Raw genomic sequence first — 22029 nt, 5'->3', positions numbered from 1 at the left:
GGTGCATGATCGTGCTCATCATCATTCCGCCGCTGCTCCCATGCCCATGCCGGCGCGCTTCTTTTCCATCTCGCGGATGGCGCGGCGGTATTCGACGGGCATTACCTTGACGAATTTGGGCCGCATCTCGACCCAGTTGTCCAGGATCGCCTTGGCCTTGGTCGAGCCGGTATAGTGCAGGTGGTTACTGATGAGCTGGTGCAGGCGCTCATCGTCATGCCGGGTCATGTCGCCGGAAATGTCGACGCGGCCATGCCATTCGAGATCGCCGCCGTGATGGTGCAGATCGCGCATGAGGTTTTCTTCCTCGGGCACGGGCTCGAGGTCGACCATGGCCAGGTTGCAGCGCTCGCGGAAGGTTTCGTCCTCATCGAGCACATAGGCGACGCCGCCGCTCATGCCGGCGGCGAAGTTACGGCCGGTCTGGCCAATGACGACGACAATGCCGCCGGTCATGTATTCGCAGCCATGATCGCCGGTGCCTTCGACCACGGCGATTGCACCGGAATTGCGTACGGCAAAGCGTTCGCCGGCCACGCCGCGGAAATAGCACTCGCCGGCAATGGCGCCGTAGAGCACGGTATTGCCGACGATGATGGAGTTTTCCGGCACGAAGCTGGCCTTGTCGGAGGGGCGCACGACGATGCGGCCGCCACTCAGACCCTTGCCGACATAGTCATTGGCGTCGCCCACCATGTCGATGGAAATGCCGCGGGCGAGGAAGGCGCCAAAGGCCTGGCCGGCCGTGCCGCTGAGACGGATGGAGATGGTGTCGTCGAGCAGACCCTCGTGACCATATTTGCGGGCAACGGCGCCCGACAGCATGGCGCCGACGGAGCGGTCGCGGCTGCGGATGGGCAGGTCGATATGCACGGCGGTGCCGTTTTCCAGCGCCGGGCCGGCCAGGTCGACCAGCTGACGATCGAGCACGGCTTCCAGATGATGGTTCTGGGTTTCGGAGTGATAGATGGTGTCGTCACCCAGCGGCTCGGGCTTGTGGAACAGCTTGGTGAAATCGACGCCATCGCTCTTCCAGTGATCGACCAGCTTGCGCTGGTCGAGCAGGTCGGAGCGGCCGATGAGCTCGTTAAGGGTGCGGGCACCCATGGCGGCGAGCAGGCCGCGCAGCTCTTCGGCAATGAAGAAGAAGTAGTTGATGACGTGCTCGGGCGTGCCCTTGAAGCGCTTGCGCAGCACCGGATCCTGGGTGGCGACGCCAACCGGGCAGGTGTTGAGATGGCACTTGCGCATCATGATGCAGCCGGCCGCGATCAGCGGCGCGGTGGAGAAGCCGAACTCGTCGGCGCCGAGCAGGGCGCCGATCAGCACGTCGCGGCCGGTCTTGAGACCGCCATCGACCTGCAGGCGAACGCGGGCCCGCAGGCGGTTGAGCACCAGTGTCTGGTGGGTTTCGGCCAGGCCGATTTCCCAGGGGCCACCGGCATGCTTGAGCGAGGTCAGAGGCGAAGCGCCGGTGCCGCCATCATAGCCGGAAATGGTGATGTGATCGGCGCGCGCCTTGGCAACGCCGGCGGCGACGGTGCCGACGCCGACCTCGGACACCAGCTTGACCGAGATATCGGCCTGCTCATTGACGTTCTTGAGATCGTAGATGAGCTGGGCGAGATCTTCGATGGAATAGATGTCGTGATGCGGCGGCGGGCTGATGAGGCCCACGCCGGGCGTGGAATGGCGCGTCTTGGCGACGACCCAATCGACCTTGTGGCCGGGCAGCTGGCCGCCTTCGCCGGGCTTGGCGCCTTGGGCGACCTTGATCTGCAGCTGATCGGCATTGACCAGATATTCGGTGGTGACGCCAAAGCGGCCCGAGGCGATCTGCTTGATGGCGCTTCGCATGGGATTGGCCGAGCCATCGGGCAGGGGCTTGTAGCGATCTGGCTCCTCGCCGCCTTCGCCGGTATTGGACTTGCCGCCGATCTGGTTCATCGCCTTGGCCAAAGTGGTATGGGCCTCGCGCGAAATCGAGCCAAAGCTCATCGCGCCGGTGACGAAACGCTTGACGATGTCGACGGCCGGCTCGACCTGATCGAGGGCTACAGCCTCGCCAATCGGGCGGATCTCGAAGAGGTTGCGAATGGCCAGGTAGCCGTTTTCGCCCGAGTTCACGCGGGCGGCAAAGCTGTCATAGCGCGCCTGGGCGGTTTCAGGGCTTTCGTCATGCGTGCGGACGGCGTGCTGCAGATCGGCAACGACGTCCGGGCTCCAGGCATGCTTTTCGCCGCGGATGCGGTACATGTATTCGCCGCCCACATCGAGCGCCTTGCGCAGCACCGCCTTGTCGCCAAAGGCGTCTTCATGCCGGCGCGCGGTTTCTTCGGCGACTTCGGCCAGGCCGACACCCTCGATGGAGGTGGCGGTGCCGAAAAAGAAGCGCTGCACGAAGTCGGTGCTCAGGCCCACCGCGTCAAAAATCTGGGCGCCGCAATAGGACTGGTAGGTGGAAATGCCCATTTTGGACATGACCTTGAGCAGGCCCTTGCCGACCGACTTGATGTAGCGGTTGACCACTTCATTGGCATCGACCTCGGCGGGGAACTCGCCTTCGGCATGCAGGGCCGCCAGGGTCTCGAAAGCCAGATAGGGGTTTATGGCCTCTGCGCCGTAGCCCGCCAGCATGGCAAAGTGGTGCATTTCGCGGGCTTCGCCGGTCTCGATGACCAGGCCCGAGGAGGTGCGCAGACCCTTGCGGATCAGGTGATGATGCACGGCGGCTGTGGCCAGCAGCGCCGGAATGGCAATGCGGTCGGCCGCGACCAGGCGGTCGGAGAGCACGATGATGTTGTATTCGCCGGCAATGGCCGCCTCGGCCTGCTCGGAGATCGACTGGATAGCCGCTTCCATGCCCGGCGCGCCGGTGGCGGCAGGGTAGGTGATGTCGATCGTCCTGGTCTTGAACTGGTTGTCGGCCATGTCGCCAATGGCGCGAATCTTGGCCAGATCCTCATTGGTCAGAATGGGCTGACGCACCTCGAGCCGCTTTTCACGCGAACTGCCTTCGAGATCGAGAATATTGGGGCGCGGGCCGATGAAGCTGACCAAGCTCATCACCGATTCCTCGCGGATCGGATCGATGGGCGGGTTGGTGACCTGGGCGAAGTTCTGCTTGAAATAGGTATAGAGCAGCTTGGACTTCTGGCTGAGCGCCGAGATGGGCGTATCGGTGCCCATCGAGCCGACGGCCTCCTGGCCGGTGGTGGCCATGGGCGTCATCAGGATCTTGATGTCTTCCTGAGTATAGCCGAAGGCCTGCATGCGATCGAGCAGGCTCTCGGAGGTTACCGGCGCGGTCAGCGCGGTATTGGGCAGGTCTTCGAGCACGATCTGGCTGCGGGCCAGCCATTCGGCATAGGGGTGGCGGGTGGCCAGGGTCCGCTTGATCTCCTCGTCGGAGATGATGCGGCCTTCCTCGAGATCGATCAGCAGCATGCGGCCGGGCTGCAGGCGCCAGCGCTCGACAATGTCCTCGTCGGGAATGGTCAGCACACCCGATTCGGAGGCGAGCACGACGTGGCCCTCCTTGGTCACGAGGTAACGGGCGGGGCGCAGGCCATTGCGGTCGAGCGTGGCCACGACATAGCGGCCATCGCTCAGCGACATGGCGGCGGGGCCGTCCCAGGGCTCCATCAGGGCGGCGTGGTACTCGTAAAAGCTGCGGCGCGTTTCATCCATCAGCGGGTTGCCGGCCCAGGCTTCGGGGATCAGCATCATGGCCGCATGGGGCAGGGAATAGCCGCCGCGCACGAGGAATTCGAGCGCGTTGTCGAAGCAGGCGGTGTCGGACTGGCCCTCATAGGAGATCGGCCAGATCTTGGTGATGTCCTCGCCGAACTTGGGCGAGGAGACCGAGGCCTGGCGGGCGGCCATCCAGTTGACGTTGCCGCGAATGGTGTTGATCTCACCATTGTGGGTGGTCATGCGATAGGGATGGGCCAGCTTCCAGGAGGGGAAAGTGTTGGTGGAAAAGCGCTGATGCACCAGGGCGATGGCGCTTTCGAAGCTCTCGTCATGCAGGTCGAGATAAAAGGCGCCGAGCTGGAAGGCCAGGAACATGCCCTTGTAGACAATGGTGCGGGCCGACATGGAGACGACGTAAAAGCCGTTGTCGCCGGCCGATTCCGGGATCTGTGCATAGACGGTGTTGGAGATCACCTTGCGGGTGATCAGCAGCTTGCGCTCGAACTCGTCCAGCGTCATGCCGGCGGGACGACCGATGACCATCTGCTCAATGATGGGCTGGGTGGCGATGACGCCGGCCGAGAGATCCTTGTTGTCGACGGGTACGGTGCGCTCGCCGAGCAGGGCCAGGCCCTCGCGGACGAGGCAGTCCTGCACCACGGCGGCGACGCGGTCGCGCAGGCCGGGCGTGTTGGGATAAAACAGCATGGCGACGGCGTAGAAGTGCTTTTCGGGCAGCGCGAAGGGCATGACCTTCCTGAAGAATTCATGCGGCGTCTGCACCAGGATGCCGGCGCCATCGCCCATCAGCGGATCGGCGCCTACGGCGCCGCGATGCTCGAGGTTCTCGAGGATTTCGAGCCCCTTGAGCACCACTTCGTGGCTGGGCTTGTTCTTGATGTTGGCGATCATGCCGATGCCGCAGGCATCATGCTCATTGGCCGGATCATAAAGACCCTGCGCCGCCGGACGGCCCATGGCGAGGGGGGCGACAACGCGCTCACCATCGCGGATCAAGGTTTTGGCAGTTTTCGGGGTGACCGGAGAAATGGATCGGTTCCGCGCGTTTGCCATGGCTTTATCCTCGCTGGTTGGTCGCGCCCGTTGCCGGGCCTGTCGCTATGTCGTGTGCATCCTGGTAGTGCCGGTCGCCCGGCGGGCTGGATGCGGTCTCGTCCTCAGGTGGGCAGACTGCGCAAGCGGGTCGTACACAGTACGGCTCGAACGAGCAAATCTGTCCATGCGTGGGGAGTGGCGCTGCATCCAAATGGCCACTCAAATTCGAGCTTCGGTAGTTGTCCTTCAGTTGATGCCGGCCTGCAAGCCACGGATTTCTGCGTTTCCGGTGCTCACGTACCCTATGTACGCTCCGCTCCGGTTCTCGAAAACCGTTACTTTCGGCTCGGCCTGAACTGAAGTTCGGCCTACCTCGTTAGCTCCGCCTACCCGTTTCCGCTATCGTCTAGCGGGCCAGCCGGGCCAGCGTGCGTGCTGGCCGCGGAGAGCGGGGCGACGCGTCATATAGGACAGTTGTGCTGCCCTATCACGTCCACATTTGCATAATTCCAAACTGTGGGCAAGCGCCTTTGCCATGGAAGCGTCACAAAAAATAGGAAATCACCAACTCTTCTGTAGGAAAGAATAGGCATTTGGCGTAGCGCAGCCGCAAAAAGGGCGTCTCCCCATCGGAAAACGCCCCATCAAGCCGGAAAACCCAGCGATTGCCTATTCGAGATGGGACTTGATGAACCAGAGATCCTTGTCGAGCTCGCGCGAGAAGGCGGTGAGAATATCGGCTGCATTGGCGTCGCCGGCCTCATCGGTGGCGTCGATATCCTCGCGCACCTGATTGGCCAGGGCGGCAAAGCGGTCGGCCAGGGCCTTGAGGTGATCGGGCACCTTGCGGATGTCGGTGGGGTAGGCTTCGAGCTTGGTCGACTTGGCGACGACCTGACTGGTGCCTAGGGCAATACCGTCGAGCTGGGCGATGCGCTCGGCGATGACATCGACGTGGATATCGATGGCAGTGCGCATGGGATCGAGCATTTCGTGCACGGCGATAAACTGGATTCCCTTGAGATTCCAATGGGCTTGCTTGACGATCAGGGCCAGGTCGATGGCGTCGGCGAGGCGGGCATTGAGGATGTCGATGACGGCGGACTTGGCATTGCCTTCAAGGGCGATGGCGGGGGTTTTCATGGGGGAGTCCTTTGACGCGGAAGTATTCCACGGGGTCAACCGCCGGGGACAGACAGTGGTTCCGCGTGCAACAAAATAGGCGCAGCCCTGGTGGACTGCGCCTCCTGTCGCTCGCTCAGAAAGCCGGCTTAGTTCACCGACTTGTCCTCGAGGCTGGTCTGCTCGCCAGACTTGATCTGGATGGAGCGGGGCTTCTTGCTCTCGGGCAGCTCGCGCTTGAGCTCGAGGTGGAGCAGGCCGTTCTCGAGCGTGGCGCCGTGCACCTCGACATAGTCGGCCAGCTGGAAGCGCAGCTCAAAGGCTCGCTCGGCAATGCCGCGATGGAGGAATTCACGCGCCGTATCAGCGGTTTCGGCCGACTTGGCGCCCTTGACCACCAGGTTGTTTTCCTTGGTCTCGATGGCGATATCGCCATTGGAGAACCCGGCCACGGCAATCGAGATGCGATAGGCGTCGTCGCCGGTGCGCTCGATATTGTAGGGCGGGTAGGTCTTGGCTTCCTGGCCGACCAGATTGTCGAGCCGGTTGAAGACGCGGTCAAAGCCGACGGTGGAGCGATAGAAGGGGGAAAAATCGATGGTCTGCATAGTCACATTCTCCGTAAAGCAACGTGGATTCCCGGGGGTCTCGTGGTGTTTTCCTCTTGGCTCCCAACATTAGGCAAGCCGAGGATATCGAGGTCGGGGTTCCCGGCAGAGCCGGCGAACGATTGAGATATAGGGGGCAAAATTTGCGGTTCAAGGCCGCCAAAGGGTCACGAGTATGAACGGGTAATGAACGGGTCGGTCCGGTCGGGTTCAGACGGGCGGCGCTATCAACAGGAAGGTGCCGAGGGTGACTTCAGCACTGCAGACGCGGCCCGTCACCCGCCCCCCGCACGGGTCGCCGAACAGGAACCAGCATCCCCCGGGATGCTGGTTTTCTTTTTGCCCAGCGTTTGCTCTAAGTCAGGGTGTCACCCGGTTTGGAAGCGTTCATGAACAAAGTCGATCCCAATGGTCCCAGCCTGGTCAATATTCCCAGCAATCCGTTGCCCGAGGGGGCGCAGGTGGGATTTTTCAAGACCGTCGACAAGGTGCAGCTGCGCTATGCCACATGGCCAAAGGCGGTGGGCAAGCAGCGCGGCACGATCTGCCTGGTGCAGGGGCGCGGCGAATTCATCGAGAAATATTTCGAGACCATCGAGAACTTCCGCCAGCGCGGCTTTGCCGTGGCGACCTTCGACTGGCGCGGCCAGGGCGGTTCGGAGCGGCTGATCGGCAATAAAAGCCTGGGCCATGTCGACCGCTTCGAGGATTACGGCACCGACCTCAGAAGTTTTCATGGTCAGATCCTGCTGCCCGAATGCCCGCCGCCCTTCTACCTGGTCGGCCATTCGATGGGCGGGCTGGTCTCGCTGTTCGCGGCGGCGCAGGACCGGATGCTGTTCGACCGGATCTTTCTCTCCGCGCCGATGCTGGCGCTGGACCGGCAGCCGCTGAGCATGGCCGGGATGGCCCGGGTGGCCACGGCGCTGTGCTTTATCGGCCTCGGCCGGCTGCCGATCCGCCGCAAGGCCGACAAGCCGGTCTCGGAAGCCAGCTTTGCCAATAACCCGCTGACCGGAGACATGCTGCGCTATCTGCGCATGGTGGATGTGGTCAAGGCGCGGCCGGCACTGGAGATCGGCGCCCCAACGATCGGCTGGGTGGCGGCGGCCATGGGGGCAATGGCGGCAGCGGGCAGCGACAGCTTCCCCGCCCGGCTGGGCATACCCCTGCTGATGCTGGCGGCGGCGCGCGACGAAGTGGTCTCGACCAATGCCATCGAACAGCTGGGCCTGCGGCTGCGTACCGGACGGCACCAGGTGATCCCCGGGGCGCGGCACGAGCTGTTCATGGAAAGCGATGCCATTCGCGGCCAGGTGCTGGCGGCGTTCGACGCCTTCATTACCGAGCAGAGCTAGGTAGAATATTTTTCTATTATCCGGCGAAATCTTGCCGCGGCCGTCGCTTGAGAAACTCGACCATCCAGCTAGGGTTAGTTCAGCAAGCCGGTCGGCATTGGAAACTCGACCCTGTCCCGGTCAGTGCGCCGACCAGGCAGTGGAGGCGAGCATGGCAGGATTTGGGCGATTTCGTCAGCCCAGCGTCATTCCCGGTTTCGGGCTGACCCTTGGCATCACGCTCGCCTATTTCTCGCTGATCATCCTGGTTCCGCTGATCGCCCTGGTGATCCGCTCGACGGGCCTGGGCTGGAGCGGGTTCTGGGCGGCGGCGCTCGATCCGCGCGTGCTGGCGGCCCTGCGCACCAGCTTTGTCACCGCCCTGATCGCCGCCGGCATCAATGTGGTCTTCGGAACGCTGATTGCTTGGGTCCTGGTGCGCTACCGCTTTCCCGGCCGCCGCATTTTCGATGCCATGGTCGACCTGCCCTTTGCATTGCCGACTGCCGTGGCCGGCATTGCCCTGACCGCCATCTATGCGCCAAACGGCTTTATCGGCCAGCTGGTGGCGCCGCTGGGCTGGCGCATCGCCTATACGCCGGTCGGCATCACCATCGCCATGATCTTTATCGGCCTGCCCTTTGTCGTGCGTACCATCCAGCCCATCCTTGAAGAGACCAGCAAGGAAGTGGAAGAAGCCTCGGCGACGCTGGGCGCCAACCGGTTCCAGACCATTTCTCGCGTGCTGCTGCCCAGCCTGACGCCGGCTATCCTCACCGGCTTCGCCCTGGCCTTTGCCCGGGCGGTGGGGGAATATGGCTCGGTCATCTTCATTGCCGGCAATATCCCTTTCGTCTCGGAAATTGCGCCGCTGCTGATCGTCATCCGCCTCGAAGAGTTCAACTATGCCGGGGCGGCGGTCATCGCCACGGTGATGCTGTCGATCTCCTTCGTCATGCTGTTCATCATCAATCTGATCCAGGCGTGGAGCCGCAGGCGGTATGGTTATGGCAGCTAGTATGCCCGTTCGCCGGCTGGTTTCGCCCACCAATGAACCGGTCTGGGTGCGTTGGACCCTGATCTTGAGCGGCCTTGCCTTCATGGCGCTGTTCCTGGTGCTGCCGCTGGTCGCGGTCTTTTCGGAAGCCTTGCGCCGGGGCGTCGGCGTCTATTTCCAGTCGCTGCAGAGCCCTGATGCGCAATCGGCCATAAGGCTGACCCTGCTGGTCGCCGCCATTGCCGTGCCGCTCAACGTGGTCTTCGGCATCTGCGCCTCCTGGGCCATCGCCAAGTTCGAGTTCAAGGGCAAGGCTTTCCTCATTACACTGATCGACCTGCCCTTTTCAGTGTCGCCGGTGATCTCTGGCCTGGTCTATGTGCTGCTGTTCGGCTCGGGCAGCGTGCTGGGGCCGTGGCTGAAGTCCTATGGCGTCGAGGTGCTGTTCGCCGTGCCCGGCATCGTGCTGGCAACGATCTTTGTCACCTTCCCCTTCGTCGCCCGCGAACTGATCCCGCTGATGCAGGATCAGGGGACCGGCGATGAAGAGGCGGCTTTGTCGCTGGGCGCCTCGGGCTGGCAGACCTTCTGGCGCGTGACGCTGCCCAATATCAAATGGGGCCTGCTCTATGGCGTGCTGCTGTGCAATGCGCGCGCCATGGGTGAGTTCGGCGCGGTGGCCGTCGTCTCGGGCAAAATCCGCGGCCAGACCACCACCATGCCGCTGCAGGTGGAAATGTTCTACAACGAGTATCAAGGCACTGCCGCCTTCGCGCTGGCATCGCTGCTGGCCCTGCTGGCCCTGGTTACTCTGGTTCTCAAAACCACGCTGGAATGGCGGTTCGGCGACGAACTGGCCGCCAGCGGCCGCGGTCACTGACAGGGATCTCAATGCAAGTTCGCGTAGAAAATGTCCGCAAGGAGTTCGACCGGTTCCCGGCCTTGCACGATGTGTCGCTCGATATCCGCTCGGGTGAGCTGATCGCGCTGCTGGGTCCGTCGGGCTCGGGCAAGACCACCTTGCTGCGGCTGATCGCGGGGCTGGAGCGGCCAACGGCGGGCCGGATTTTCTTTGGCGACGAGGACGCCTCCGAAAAGAGCGTGCAGGAGCGCCGGATCGGTTTCGTGTTCCAGCACTATGCGCTGTTCCGGCACATGACGATTCTGGAAAATGTGGCTTTCGGCCTCAAGGTCCGGCCCCGGTCGTCGCGGCCGCCAGCTGGCGAAATCCGCCGCCGCGCGCTCGAACTGCTGGACCTGGTGCAGCTGGCGGGCCTCGAAAAGCGCTATCCCAACCAGCTCTCGGGCGGGCAAAGGCAGCGCGTGGCACTGGCGCGCGCCTTGGCCATCGAGCCCAGCGTGCTGCTACTCGACGAACCCTTTGGTGCGCTTGATGCGCAGGTGCGGCGCGAGCTGCGCAAATGGCTGCGCGAAATCCACGACCGCACCGGTCATACGACGGTGTTCGTCACCCATGATCAGGAAGAAGCGCTCGAGCTGGCCGACCGGCTCTGCGTGATGAGCCAGGGCAAGATCGAACAAGTGGGCACGCCGGACGGCGTCTATGACACGCCGTCCTCGCCCTTCGTCTTCGGCTTTATCGGGGAATCCAGCGAGCTGCCGGTCCATGTGGAAAATGGCGACGTCTGGCTGGGTGACCGGCCGGTGGGCATCGCCAGTGCCGACGGCGCGGGACCGGCGCGCATGTTCTTCCGGCCGCACGATATCGAGCTGGTGGAGGGCGATGCAGCGCTGGCCGGCGTGGTGGTGTCCAGTCGCCGGGTTGGCGGGACACGCCGGGTGGAACTCGATCTGGGCAGCGCGGCCCATCGCGTGGAAATCGATCTGCCCTTCGACCATCCGGCCGGCGAACGGACGCAGATCGCCTTCCGGCCAAGGCGCTGGACGCTGTTTCCGGCTCGTTGAAGGGCGTCAGGCGGCCGCGCGCTGCAGCTGCAGGAGTTCGGTCAGCTTTTCCGCGGTGACGGGGCGGGAGAGCAGGAAGCCCTGGAGCTGGGCGCAGCCCAGCCTGGCCAGCATCTGGCGCTGGCTTTCGTCTTCCACGCCTTCGGCGGTCACATCAATGCCCAGGGCATCGGCCATCTGGATGACCGACTGCACGATGGTGCGCGTCACCTCATCGCGGCCCATCAGGCGGGTGAAGGACTGGTCGATCTTGAGCTTGTCGATATTGTAGGTGCGCAGATAGCTGATGGAGGAGTAGCCGGTGCCGAAATCGTCGAGCGCGATGCGGATACCCATTTGCTGCAGCCGCGCCAGGGTGGTTTCGATCTGGGGGGAATGCTGCAGCAGCACGCCTTCGGTAATCTCGAGCTCAAGCCGCTGCGCCGGCAGCCCGGTCCGGTTCAGCACGTCGTTGACGCGGCTGCCAAACACCTGGTGACGCATCTGCACGGGAGAGATGTTGACGGCAATCCAGGGCAGGTCGGCATCGACCGCGGTGCGGCAGGCCTGTTCCAGCACCCATTCGCCGAGCTGGTTGATGATGCCGGTTTCCTCGGCCAGGGCGATGAAGATGTCGGGTGCCAGCAGGCCACGCTGGGGATGCTGCCAGCGGACGAGCGCCTCGGCGCCGACAATGGCGCCGGTCCTGGCGCTGAAGATGGGCTGATAGAGCACGAACAGGCCGATCCCGGTGACCAAGGCATTGCGCAGATCGACTTCCAGCATGCGCTTCTCGCGACGGGAGGCATCCATCTGCAGCTCGTAGAACTTGAGCCGGTTGCGTCCCTCGGCCTTGGCAGCGTAAAGCGCCACGTCGGCGCGCCGGAACATCTCCGCCGCCGTCACCTCCAGGCCGTCTTCCAGCGAGATACCGAAACTGGCCGTGACCTCGACGGATTCCCCGCCCAGCACGAAGGGATCATGCAAGGCCCGGATCAGGCCCTCGCAAATCCAGCGCGCCTGGCCTTCGCTGATCATGCCGGGCTGTACCAGGGCAAATTCGTCGCCGCCGACGCGGGCGATGGTCGCCTCTTCGGGCAGAGCAAAGGCGAGGCGCCTGGCCACCTGGCGGATCAGATCATCCCCCGCGGCGTGGCCGAGGGTGTCGTTGACCTCCTTGAAGCCATCGAGGTCAATGGACACCAGCGCCACCTTGGTCGGCGCCAGGTATTGATAGGTCATGGCCTCGTTGAGGCGCGATTCAAACAGCGCCCGATTGGCAATGCCGGTCAGCGGATCGTGCAGCGACAGATAGGTCGTCTGATCCTGGGCAATCTCGAGCCGCAGGGTCATGCGGTGCAGCCAGGCGATCAAAGCGAGCAGGCTGGTCAGACCAAGGCCGAAGACGCCCAGGGTGGCGGGCGCCGTTTCCACCAGCAGGTCCATTACCGGATGCTGTGGCTCCCATCCCAGCACGGCAACCACCCGGCCGGCATTGTTGAGGACCGGCAGCGTCGCAGGCGCCCCGTTGCGGGCCACCACGCGCAGATCATCCAGCCCGAAACGCCTGCCGATCTCGTCCAGCAGGTCGCCCGAGACCAGCCTGACCGAGACATGCAGGAAGGCGTCGCCCCCGACCGGCTGGTCCGCACCCGATGTCGGCACGACCGGGCGCAAGCTGAGATAGGCCAGATTGCCGTCGCCCAGGATCACGGTGTCGAGCAGGCCACGATCGGCGGGCGAGAAGCTGGAGTCGGCCGGTCCGGTTGCTGCCGGCGTGGTACGCGCCCGGAATTCGGCCAGCAGGCCGGCAAGGGCTGCCTGGTCTGCTGGGTTGACCGATTGACCGGCATATTGCCCCTGGTCTGCGGCGCGAACCACGTGGCCGTCCGGGGCAATGACATAGACGCGGTCATGGCCGTAATACTGGCTCATCCAATCGACGAGATTGTCGCCAATCCAGGGCTGGTCATTGGCCGCGAGACGCGCCACAGCCTCGTCCCAGACGACGGTGCTATCCTGCTCGATGCCGAGCCGGGACTTTTCCTGATCGAGGCCAGCGCTGACCGACTGGCGCTCCCGGGCATCCGCCCAGGCGTCGATCCGCCCGGCGGCCCACCAGGTTCCGAGCGCGACCGCCAGCAGCATGGCTATGCCAAAGACAAGCAGCAGCCAGACCAGGGGGCTCGAGACAGAGCGCGACAATTGAGGGCGAGCGGACATCATGGCCGCAGATTAACAGCCAGATATGATGCAATCGTTCACCGCAGCGGAGGAAATCGCCTGGCGTGCCGATTGCCTCAGCTGGCATTGACCAGGTCGAGTGCCTGATCGAGCAGTTGCGGCGTGGCCGCGGCGATTACATTGCCGCCGCCGGTGGGTTCACTGCCGTCCCAGCAGGCCACGGCGCCGCCGGCCTGGCGGATGATGGGGACCAGAGCGGCGATGTCATAGGTGTTGAGGAAGGGCTCGATAACGAGGTCGGCATGGCCGGCCGCGAGCAGGGCATAGCCATAGCAATCAAGGCCGAAGCGCTGCAGGCGGGTGGCGGCCACGATGGCGTGCCACTTGGCCATGAGTTCGGGGGTGCTGAACAGGGACGGGGTGGTGGTGAAGACGCGGGCGGCGGCCAGGGTGGTCAGGCCGGAGGTGCGCAGCGGCTGGCTGATGCCGTGGCGGGTATAGGTGGCGCCAGCCGGGGTGGCCAGGAAGGTCTCGCCGATAAAGGGCTGGCTCATCAGGCCGGCAATGGCGACGCCGTGATGGGCAAAGCCGATCAACGTGCCCCAGACCGGGGCGCCGGTGATGAAGGCGCGGGTGCCGTCGACCGGGTCGATGATCCAGGTATGGTCACCCTGGCCGGAATTGCCCCATTCCTCGCCGATGATGGCGTGCTCGGGAAAGGCATTGCCGATGACGGCGCGGATGGCGGTTTCGGCGCCGCGATCGGCCTCGGTGACCGGATCAAAGCCGGCACTGAGCTTGTTGTCGACGCCCAGATCGGTGCGGAACAGGGGCAGGGTGATGGCGGCGGCGGCGTCGGCGGCGGCCAGCAAAGTGGCCTGGATCCTGGCGATATCAAGGGTCATGGGGTGAGCTCCGTTGCTCTGTACATAGCCAACCGATCCCGGCGGGGGAAGCTGGTGACGCGCATCTGGCCTGCCCGCCGCCTGATCGACCCTGCGGTCGCGGTTCGATCTCAAGATGGGCCCCGGCTCACGGCCGGGGTGACACCGCGGGTGCGGCAAGTGCGAAGACCATCAACCTTACTCCGCCGCGGCTTTTTCCGGCAGGGCCTGGTTGCCGACCAGCGAGACCAGGTCGAGCCCGACCAGGGCAAAGATCAGCCGCTCCATGACCTGGCGGATGGCGTCGAAGTTCTCGGTCTTGGTGAGGGTGACCTCGTTCATGTAGAGGTGGCGGCTGATCTCGATCTGCAGGGCGTGCACGCCATGCTGGGGCCGGCCATAGGTGCGGGTGGCAAAGCCGCCGGCATAGGGGCGGTTGCGCGCGACCCGCAGCCCGGCGCTGGCAAAGATGGTTTCCACCAGATCGACGAGGGCGGGGGCGCAGGTGGTGCCATAGCGATCGCCCAGCACGATATCGGGGGCGGCGCGATCATTGGTGCGGGCGATGCGCGGCATGGAATGGCAATCGATCAAAAGACCCACGCCAAAGGCATTGACGGCCTCGCTGAGCAGCCGCTGCAGGGCGGCGTGATAGGGGTGGTAGATCCCCTCGATGCGCATGCGCGCATCCTCCAGCGTCAGCCGGTCACGATAGATGGGCTTGTTCTCGGCAACGACGCGGGCCAGCGTGCCCAGCCCGGCGGCGACGCGCGGCGAGGTGGTGTTGAAGCGATCGCTCAGCGGCTCGACGAACATGGCGGGATCGAGTTCCCAGGGCTCGCGATTGACGTCGAGATAGGCACGGGGGAAATGGGCGCGCAGCAGGGGGGCGCCGACATGGGGTGCGCGGGCGAAGAGTTCGTCGACCCAGGCATCCTCGGACTGGCGGATGGAGAGGTGATCGAGCCGCGTCATGGCCAGGAAGCGCTCGGGATAGACCCGGCCGGAATGGGGCGAATTGAATACCACGGGCGACAGGAGGCGGCGTGGCCTGATGGTCTCGAATGCCGGCTGATCCCAATAGTCAGACCGCACGCTGTTTCCCCGAACTGGCGCCGGCTGGCGGCGCACTGTGACTGTATGTCTACAGTGTCGCCGTTTGTGACGGCGTTGTCCACAATGTCGGAGGGTGGGCGCTCTTGATCGTGACGTTCTTTGGGGGCAGCGGCGCGGGCTGGCCGGGTTGCTGTCCCTGCAGTTGCCGTGCGAGCGTAGCGCTCATGGCCTTCTCGCCTGCAATGGCTCCACTCGAGCGATTTTCTCTGCGGGACGGCTCGAAGTTTGCAGAAGTGCAAACTTGCCTTAAACATCGCGTGTCAGGGTGCGATTCACGCCCGATGGCCGGAGAGAGATGATGAAGCGAATTCTGCTCGCAGAAGACGATAACGACATGCGCCAGTTCCTGACGCGCGCCCTCAAGAATGCCGGCTATGAGGTGGTGTCGTTTGACAATGGCCTGTCGGCCTATGAGCGGCTGCGCGAAGAGCCGTTTTCGCTGCTGCTGAGCGATATCGTGATGCCGGAAATGGACGGCATCGAGCTGGCGCGGCGCGCCACCGAGCTCGACCCCGACCTCAAGGTGATGTTCATCACCGGCTTTGCCGCCGTGGCACTCAACCCCGACAGCGACGCGCCCAAGGATGCCTCGGTGCTGAGCAAGCCGTTCCATCTCAAGGATCTGGTGAACGAAGTCGAGCGGCTCTTAGCGGCGTAAGGGTCTGCGGATTTGAACAGCTTTCCACCAGGCATTCAGCCATTCGAGCGCAGCTCTCATGGCCTTCTCCGCCCAAATTGCTCCGCCGGAGCAATTTGTCCCTGCGGGCCGCGTCGAAGCCCCTTGACCCCCTATTAGGTTTATGGTCTATCCGCGCCACTGGCAGGGCTTAACGGCGCTGCCTTCCCGGAGAGATGGGCGTATAGCTCAGCGGGAGAGCACCTCGTTGACATCGAGGGGGTCACAAGTTCGATCCTTGTTACGCCCACCATCTCTCTGAATACTTCGCCTCTGGCGACGGGAGTATAGCTCAGCGGGAGAGCATTCGCTTCACACGCGAAGGGTCACAAGTTCAATCCTTGTTACTCCCACCATTCGCCTTCGCTCGCGGTGAAGGCGGTCTGCAAATACCACATTGCTGCGCTTCCGGTGCTCACGTGCCGAACGCACGCTGCGCGCCGGGTCCCGCAATGCGGCATTTTCGCCTCGCCTTGACCGGTTCGAAGGCAAATGGTGCCCGCCACGAGCTCATGCCAATGGCTATAGCCGTTTTCGACACCCCCCAGACGTTAAACTGTCGCCGTGCATGCGCCTGTCAGGACTCCTTGGTCTGAGCGTGGGCGTTGCGCGAGCGGGTAATGGCGGGGCTGTGCCGGGTGGCCCAGTCGGCGATGCCGGCCAAAGGCATGCGGAGTTCCATGCCCATTGCGGTCAGTTCATAATCGACGCGGGGGGGAATGATCGGGGTGACGGTGCGGGTCACCAGGCCATCGGCTTCAAGGTCGCGCAGGGTCTGGGTCAGCATTTTCTGGGAAATGCCCGCAACATGCCGCTTGAGCTGGGAAAAACGCATCGGCCCCTGGGTCAGGGCGATGATGACATGGATGGTCCAGCGCGTGCCGATGCGGCCCAGAATGTCGGCGAGGGGATGGGCGAGGCGACTGCACTCGGCTGTGCTATGCGGTGTCGTCGGGGTAACCAGGCTTTCCAAAAGGTGCCTCCAGTGAGGAATTAGTGCCGTCTTGTCCGGGTGTTTGACAGGCACCAATATAGTGTCAGTTACCGTTGGTGACCAGCTTCCTATTCGTACCTATCCAGAAAAAATCGAGATTTCCCATGACCAAGCCCAGGATCGGCATCATCATTTCCACCACCCGCGAAGGCCGTTTTGGCGAAAGGGCGGCGCGCTGGGTGGCTGAACAGGCCGCCAGCCGCACCGATATCGAGACCGAGATTGTCGACCTGCGCGACTATCCGCTGCCCTACTTCGACTATATCGCCTCGCCGCGCTTCGTGCCGATCGACACGCCCGATGCCAAGAAGTGGTCCGGCAAGCTGGCCGAGCTGGACGGCTATGTTTTCGTTACCGCCGAGTACAATCACTCGATCTCCGGCGTGCTCAAGAACGCGCTCGACTTCGTGTTCGCCGAATCGGCGCGCAAGCCAGCGGCCTTTGTGGGCTATGGCGCGGTGGGCGGGGCAAGGGCGGTCGAACATCTGCGGCAAATCGTGGTGGAGCTGAGCATGGTCCCGCTCAACCGGGCCGTGCATGTCAATATGGAGCCCTTCATGGGCCTGATCCGCGACGGCAAGGATTTTGCCGATTACCCCTATCTGGCGCCCACCGTGGTGACGATGCTGGATGAGCTGGCCTGGTATGCCCAGACCCTCAAGGCCGGTCGCGACAGCACGGCCCTGGCATCGGCGGCCTAGCGGCCGCAGCTGAGGGCAAAGCCCTGGCCGGAGACCCCGGGCCAGGGCTACTTTCAGGCCTGGGGCCAGGCGATATCGGCATTGCCGTCGATGAAGTCGTCGAACAGGACGGTGGTGCGATCGGGCGTGCCGACGACGACGGCCATCTGACCAGGGCCGGTGATGCGGCGCATCGGTGCGTCGGGCTGGTCGACGGAGAAATCCACCGAATAGTGGCCGCCGGCCAGGGTGGTGAAGGGCAGGCCGCGCCAGGTGGCCGTCGACGTCAGATGCACATGGCCGGCAATGACCTGGCGGATGTCGGGATGGGTCTTGAGGGCGTCGATGAAGGCATCGGGCTCGAGCATGCGGATGGTGTCGGAGTGAATGTGCAGCGCATTGGCATTGTGGTGCAGTACGACGATGACCGGGCGGTCCATGGCTTCGGCGAGGCGGGCGCGCAGCCAGTTGATCTGCGCGACTTCCAGCACGCCGTCGACGCGGCCGGGCTCGGAAGAATCGAGCAGGATGATGCGGTAGCCCTCGACATCGATGACCTTGTCGACATGGCCGGTCTCGGCGGCATGGTCGGCGCCGAAGACGTCAAGGAAAGTCGGGCGGTCGTCATGATTGCCCAGGGTAATATGCACCGGGATGGGCAGGCGGGCAATGATGGTCTTGAGCCGCTCATAGGCAGCCGCCTCGCCGCGATCGGTCAGGTCGCCGGCCAGGATGCAGAAGTCGGCGTCGGCATGGCGGGCAAGGACTGCGTCCACCGCCTGTTCCAGGCGGGTGCTGGTATCGAGGGTGATCGAGGTTTCCCCCTCGGGGACCAGGTGCAAATCGCTCATGATGATGAATTTCAGCGTCATTTCAGCCTCTCAAAGGTGTGCGAGGCGTCCTAGGCGATGCAGATGACCGCCGGGTGACGATTGTGTGTCACCACATTGTCTGTCGCGCGCGCTCGGGCCAGGCCTCGTCGTAGCTTTGGCCGCCGACCTGGTCGTGGGTCATGGCGGCCAGGATCTCGCCGGGGCTGGGCAGGGTGGCCGGGTCGATGTGGCGGGCCGGATTCCACAGCTCGGACCGCACGATGGCGCGGGCGCATTGGAAATAGAGTTCGTCGACTTCCATCACGATCACCGAACGCGGCGCCTTGCCGTCGACAGCAAAGCTGTCGAGCAGCGCCGGGTCGACGCTGATGCGGGCGCGGCCATTGGCGCGGAAGGTGGTGCCCGAGCCGGGCAGCAGGAAGAGGAAGGCGCAGCGCGGATCGCGCAGGATATTGCGCAGCGAATCGATGCGGTTATTGCCGCGGCGATCAGGCATCATCAGCGTGGTGTCATCATGCACGCGGACAAAGCCGGGCTGGTCGCCGCGCGGGGAGCAGTCAATGCCCTCCGGGCCGATGGTAGCGAGGGTGGCAAAGGGGCTGGCCTCGACCAGGCGGCGATAATGCGGCGTCATGGTGTGCGCCACCTTGACCATCGAAGCGGGGCCCGGCGCCGGCAGGTAGAGCGCTTCAAGCTGGGCGAGTGAGGTCAGATAAGTCATGGCAGTGAACTCTTGTCGTGGGCGCCGCCCCGCTGCCCCGCGGCATCGGTTCCGCCCGAAGTGATGCAGCTTGCACTAGGTGGCTGATGTAACTGACCCTATATTGCGAACGAATGACACGGCGACAAAAGGAGTAAGGCCATGGATGCCCATGCTTTCAAGGTAACCCGCAGCGATGCGGAATGGCGGGCCAAACTGACGCCGGAACAGTATCAGGTGATGCGCCAGCACGGCACGGAACGGCCAGGCAGTTGCGCGCTGCTGCATGAGACGCGGCAGGGCACGTTTACCTGCGCCGGCTGCGACAGCCCGCTGTTCGAGGCGACCCTCAAATTCGAGAGCGGCACCGGCTGGCCGAGCTTCAACGACCCGGTGCCGGGCTCGGTGGAAAATACCGAAGACCGCAGCCTGGGCATGGTGCGCACCGAATGCCACTGCGCCACCTGCGGCAGCCATCTGGGGCATGTCTTCCCCGATGGTCCGCCGCCCACCGGGCTGCGCTATTGCATCAATGGCGTGGCGCTGCATTTTTTGCCCTCTGAATAAGCGAAGGCCGCGGAGCGATCCGGGGCTTTTTTTGTTGCGGGCCCCCCCCTTTTTTTGGCGACCTTGCAAACATTGGCAAATGAATTTGGCAGCATCCCGAGCCAATAGGGGAGGTGATGAACAGCGGCGTCAGCGCTGGCGGCGCCCCTCACCCGTCTCGCGCTGGGCGCGAGCCACCCTCTCCCGCAGGCGGGAGAGGGAAGAAAGGGCGCTCCACTCAGGTGCCGCGGGGCTTGGCTCGGGCGGTGGGACGGGCTTTGGCGGGGTCGTCGGGCCAGGGGTGGCGGGGATAGCGGCCCTTGAGGTCCTTGGCGACATCGGCCCAGGAGCCGGCCCAGAAGCCGGGGAGGTCGCGCGTGGTCTGGATCGGGCGATGGGCGGGCGAGAGCAGGATCAGCACGAGGCGGATGCGGCCCTGGGCAATGGTGGGGTGGCGGGTGAGGCCGAAGAGTTCCTGAACGCGGATCTCGATGGAAGGACCGCCCTCGGCGGCATAATCGATGGGCACGCCATTGCCGGTGGGGGCGGTGAAATGGCTGGGCAGGACGGCGTCGATTTCCTGGCGGCGGGCAAAGGGCAGCAACAGATCCAGCGCGGTCCGCAACTGCTCGCCGGTGATTTCGGACAGTCTGGTGAGGCCGTATAGGGCCGGGGCGAGCCAGTCGGCTACCGTGGGGGCCAGGGCCTCGGCCGAGAGGTCGGGCCAGTCGTCCCCCAAGGTGGCATGCAGGAAGCTGGCGCGGGCGCGCCAGGCAGCCTGGTCGCGGCTCCAGGGCAGCAGATCAATACCGCGGCGGGCGGCGGCCTCGGCCAGCAGCAGGGCGGCTGCCTGGGCATCATCGACGGGCACGGGCTCATCGGCCAGCTTGAGCGCGTCGAGCTGGCGGGTACGGCGGGCGCGGACGCTGCCGGAAGCGGTGTCGAAGCCCAGAGTGGTGGCACTGGTGATGCGGTGGGCGAAGAGGGATTCCAGATCGGCGCGATCCAGCGCGACGGCGGCGCGGATGCGGCCGCTGGCGGCGGCGCCGGTAATGTCGGTGACGACGAGGAAAGCTTGGTTGGCGAGGGCGTCGGTGATTTCGAGGCTGGCCTGGCGGCCATTGGCGAGGCGGAACTTGCCGCGCGGGCCCGCGGCCTGGGCGACGCGGTCGGGGAAGGCGCGGGCGAGGTGATGGCCGGCAGGCAGATTGCCGCCACGGGTGCCGCCGGCCAGTTTGGCCCAGCGCTGAGCGAGCTGTCGCGCATCGCTGGCGCGCTTGCCGGTGTCGCGGCGGAAACGGTCGAGGCGGTGGCTCAAATCAGTGCCATCACCGCCGAGGCCGCGTTCGCCGATCAGCACGGCCAGTTCGGCGGCGGTGAGGGCATCGTCTTCGGTGGCAGCGGCCACGACCATATGGGCGAGGCGCGGATGCAGCGGCAGGCGGGCCAGGGCCTTGCCGTCCGGAGTCAGATGGCCAGTGGCGTCCACGGCGTCGAGGCGCTGCAGCAGGGCGATGGCCTCGGCCCAGGCGGGGGCGGGCGGGGGATCGAGGAAGGGCAGGGCAGCAGGATCGCTGACGCCCCAGGAGGCGAGATCGAGGACCAGATTGGCGAGGTCAGCGGCGAGGATTTCGGGCGTGTCGAAGGGGGGCAGCGCCGCCGTCTGGCCCTGGTTCCAGAGGCGAATGCAGACGCCCGGCGCGGTGCGGCCGGCGCGACCGCGGCGCTGGTCGGCGCCGGCGCGCGAGACGCGGGCAGTGTCGAGCGTGGTGAGGCCGGTGCCCGGATCATAGACCGGGATGCGGCGGAAGCCGCTGTCGACGACGATGCGGACGCCATCGATGGTCAGCGAGGTTTCGGCAATCGAGGTGGCCAGCACGATCTTGCGGCGGCCGGGTTCGGCGGGGCGGATGGCGCGATCCTGCTCGGCAGGGGTGAGCTGGCCGTATAGGGGCGCGATATCGGTATCGGCGGCGACGCGGCCGGCGAGGCGCTCGGCGACGCGGGTGATCTCGCCCTGGCCGGGCAGGAAGACCAAAGCCGAGCCCTCATGCTCGCATAGGGCGGCGAGAACGGCAGCGGTGACCTGATCGTCGAGGCGCTGCAGTGGATCGGGCTCGCGATGCAGGGTCTCGACCGGGAAGGCGCGGCCGAGGCTTTCGATGACGGGGGCGTCGGCGAGCAGGCGGGCAACGCGGGCGCCGTCGATGGTGGCCGACATGACCAGCACGCGCAGATCGGGGCGGAGAGCGGCGGCGTCGAGCGTCAAGGCGAGGCCCAGATCGCCATCAAGGCTGCGCTCGTGGAATTCGTCGAACAGCACGGCGGCAATGCCGGTCAGTTCGGGGTCGTCGAGCAGCAGGCGGGTATAGACGCCCTCGGTGACGATCTCGATGCGGGTGCGGGCGGAAACGCGCGTGTCCATGCGGACGCGATAGCCCACGGTCTGGCCGACCTCCTCGCCCAGCAGGCGCGCCATCTGCCCGGCAGCGGCGCGGGCGGCGAGGCGCCGCGGTTCGAGCATGATGATGCGGCCGTCGCCCCGCCAGGGCGCGTCGAGCAAAGCCAGCGGTACGCGCGTGGTCTTGCCGGCGCCGGGCGGGGCCACCAGCACCGCATAGGGGCCGGCGACGAGCGCGGCGTGCAGGGCCGGCAGGGCGTCATCAATTGGTAGCGGGGGCAGGGTTGCGGGCAT

The 22029-nt window shown here is 64.8% G+C and carries 17 protein-coding genes and 2 tRNA genes; 9 read left to right on the top strand and 10 right to left on the bottom strand.

Translation table 11 applies throughout. The features are described 5' to 3' along the window. Nucleotides 1-21: 21 nt before the first annotated feature. The 3 genes from gltB to AC4NN3_RS13105 all read right to left on the bottom strand — a co-directional run bounded on the left by gltB (nt 22) and on the right by AC4NN3_RS13105 (nt 6482). Nucleotides 22-4770 carry a glutamate synthase large subunit gene (gene gltB, locus AC4NN3_RS13115; protein WP_491927532.1) on the bottom strand — a complete coding sequence of 1583 codons (4749 nt, stop codon included), beginning with the start codon at nt 4768-4770 and terminating at the stop codon, nt 22-24. A 651-nt stretch (nt 4771-5421) separates the two neighbouring features. Continuing rightward, complete coding sequence (gene dps / locus AC4NN3_RS13110) at nt 5422-5934, bottom strand: DNA starvation/stationary phase protection protein Dps (RefSeq protein WP_491927531.1); 513 nt, start codon at nt 5932-5934, stop codon at nt 5422-5424. Between the two features lie 89 nt (nt 5935-6023). Further along, a complete protein-coding gene (locus AC4NN3_RS13105) occupies nt 6024-6482 on the bottom strand; it encodes an Hsp20 family protein (protein ID WP_491927530.1) in 459 nt (152 codons plus the stop codon). 389 nt (nt 6483-6871) lie between these two features. On the opposite strand from AC4NN3_RS13105, the gene AC4NN3_RS13100 reads away from it, so the two are divergent. The 4 genes from AC4NN3_RS13100 to AC4NN3_RS13085 all read left to right on the top strand — a co-directional run bounded on the left by AC4NN3_RS13100 (nt 6872) and on the right by AC4NN3_RS13085 (nt 10742). Continuing rightward, a complete protein-coding gene (locus tag AC4NN3_RS13100; protein ID WP_491927529.1) occupies nt 6872-7840 on the top strand; it encodes an alpha/beta hydrolase in 969 nt (322 codons plus the stop codon). Nucleotides 7841-7991: 151 nt separating this feature from the next. After that, nucleotides 7992-8837, top strand: coding sequence for a sulfate ABC transporter permease subunit CysT (cysT, locus tag AC4NN3_RS13095; RefSeq protein WP_491927528.1), 846 nt, complete (start codon nt 7992-7994; stop codon nt 8835-8837). After that, complete coding sequence (cysW, locus tag AC4NN3_RS13090; RefSeq protein ID WP_491927527.1) at nt 8821-9696, top strand: sulfate ABC transporter permease subunit CysW; 876 nt, start codon at nt 8821-8823, stop codon at nt 9694-9696. Before cysT ends, cysW begins: the two co-directional genes overlap by 17 nt. An 11-nt stretch (nt 9697-9707) precedes the next feature. Then, the gene (locus AC4NN3_RS13085) at nt 9708-10742 is read left to right on the top strand and encodes a sulfate/molybdate ABC transporter ATP-binding protein (RefSeq protein WP_491927526.1); all 1035 of its coding nucleotides are present in this window, start codon (nt 9708-9710) and stop codon (nt 10740-10742) included. Nucleotides 10743-10748: 6 nt separating this feature from the next. On the opposite strand, the gene AC4NN3_RS13080 is transcribed toward AC4NN3_RS13085, so the two are convergent. The 3 genes from AC4NN3_RS13080 to AC4NN3_RS13070 all read right to left on the bottom strand — a co-directional run bounded on the left by AC4NN3_RS13080 (nt 10749) and on the right by AC4NN3_RS13070 (nt 14884). Beyond that, on the bottom strand, nt 10749-12926 hold the full coding sequence (locus AC4NN3_RS13080; protein WP_491927525.1) for a putative bifunctional diguanylate cyclase/phosphodiesterase: 2178 nt from the start codon (nt 12924-12926) through the stop codon (nt 10749-10751). Between the two features lie 95 nt (nt 12927-13021). Further along, nucleotides 13022-13810, bottom strand: a complete 789-nt coding sequence (gene hisN, locus AC4NN3_RS13075) for a histidinol-phosphatase (protein WP_491927524.1) — start codon at nt 13808-13810, stop codon at nt 13022-13024. A 177-nt stretch (nt 13811-13987) separates the two neighbouring features. Then, a complete protein-coding gene (locus AC4NN3_RS13070; RefSeq protein ID WP_491927523.1) occupies nt 13988-14884 on the bottom strand; it encodes an N-formylglutamate amidohydrolase in 897 nt (298 codons plus the stop codon). A gap of 319 nt (nt 14885-15203) precedes the next feature. On the opposite strand from AC4NN3_RS13070, the gene cpdR reads away from it, so the two are divergent. The 3 genes from cpdR (at nt 15204) to AC4NN3_RS13055 (ending at nt 15937) form a co-directional block, all read left to right on the top strand. Further along, nucleotides 15204-15563, top strand: coding sequence for a cell cycle two-component system response regulator CpdR (gene cpdR / locus AC4NN3_RS13065; protein WP_046105558.1), 360 nt, complete (start codon nt 15204-15206; stop codon nt 15561-15563). Nucleotides 15564-15759: 196 nt separating this feature from the next. Then, a tRNA-Val gene (locus tag AC4NN3_RS13060) sits at nt 15760-15834 on the top strand. A 28-nt stretch (nt 15835-15862) separates the two neighbouring features. Beyond that, nucleotides 15863-15937 (top strand) — tRNA-Val (locus AC4NN3_RS13055). A gap of 221 nt (nt 15938-16158) precedes the next feature. Here the strand turns inward: AC4NN3_RS13055 and AC4NN3_RS13050 are convergent. Continuing rightward, nucleotides 16159-16554 carry a winged helix-turn-helix transcriptional regulator gene (locus tag AC4NN3_RS13050; RefSeq protein WP_491927522.1) on the bottom strand — a complete coding sequence of 132 codons (396 nt, stop codon included), beginning with the start codon at nt 16552-16554 and terminating at the stop codon, nt 16159-16161. Between the two features lie 125 nt (nt 16555-16679). Between AC4NN3_RS13050 and AC4NN3_RS13045 the strand changes: the two genes are divergently transcribed. Continuing rightward, nucleotides 16680-17276, top strand: coding sequence for an NADPH-dependent FMN reductase (locus AC4NN3_RS13045; RefSeq protein WP_491927521.1), 597 nt, complete (start codon nt 16680-16682; stop codon nt 17274-17276). Nucleotides 17277-17329: 53 nt separating this feature from the next. Here AC4NN3_RS13045 and AC4NN3_RS13040 read toward each other — a convergent pair whose 3' ends face one another. After that, entirely contained in the window at nt 17330-18127 is a 798-nt protein-coding gene (locus AC4NN3_RS13040) for a phosphodiesterase (RefSeq protein ID WP_491927520.1), read from the bottom strand. Nucleotides 18128-18194: 67 nt separating this feature from the next. After that, nucleotides 18195-18809 carry a pyridoxamine 5'-phosphate oxidase family protein gene (locus AC4NN3_RS13035; protein ID WP_491927519.1) on the bottom strand — a complete coding sequence of 205 codons (615 nt, stop codon included), beginning with the start codon at nt 18807-18809 and terminating at the stop codon, nt 18195-18197. 141 nt (nt 18810-18950) lie between these two features. On the opposite strand from AC4NN3_RS13035, the gene msrB reads away from it, so the two are divergent. After that, a complete protein-coding gene (gene msrB, locus AC4NN3_RS13030) occupies nt 18951-19355 on the top strand; it encodes a peptide-methionine (R)-S-oxide reductase MsrB (RefSeq protein WP_491927518.1) in 405 nt (134 codons plus the stop codon). Between the two features lie 217 nt (nt 19356-19572). On the opposite strand, the gene hrpB is transcribed toward msrB, so the two are convergent. Then, nucleotides 19573-22029 carry an ATP-dependent helicase HrpB gene (hrpB, locus tag AC4NN3_RS13025; RefSeq protein ID WP_491927517.1) on the bottom strand — a complete coding sequence of 819 codons (2457 nt, stop codon included), beginning with the start codon at nt 22027-22029 and terminating at the stop codon, nt 19573-19575.

This window comes from Devosia sp. MDV22-iso42, from assembly GCF_058629155.1.
Note: the sequence above shows the minus strand (reverse complement) of the source record. Positions and strands in the feature narration are given on the sequence as shown.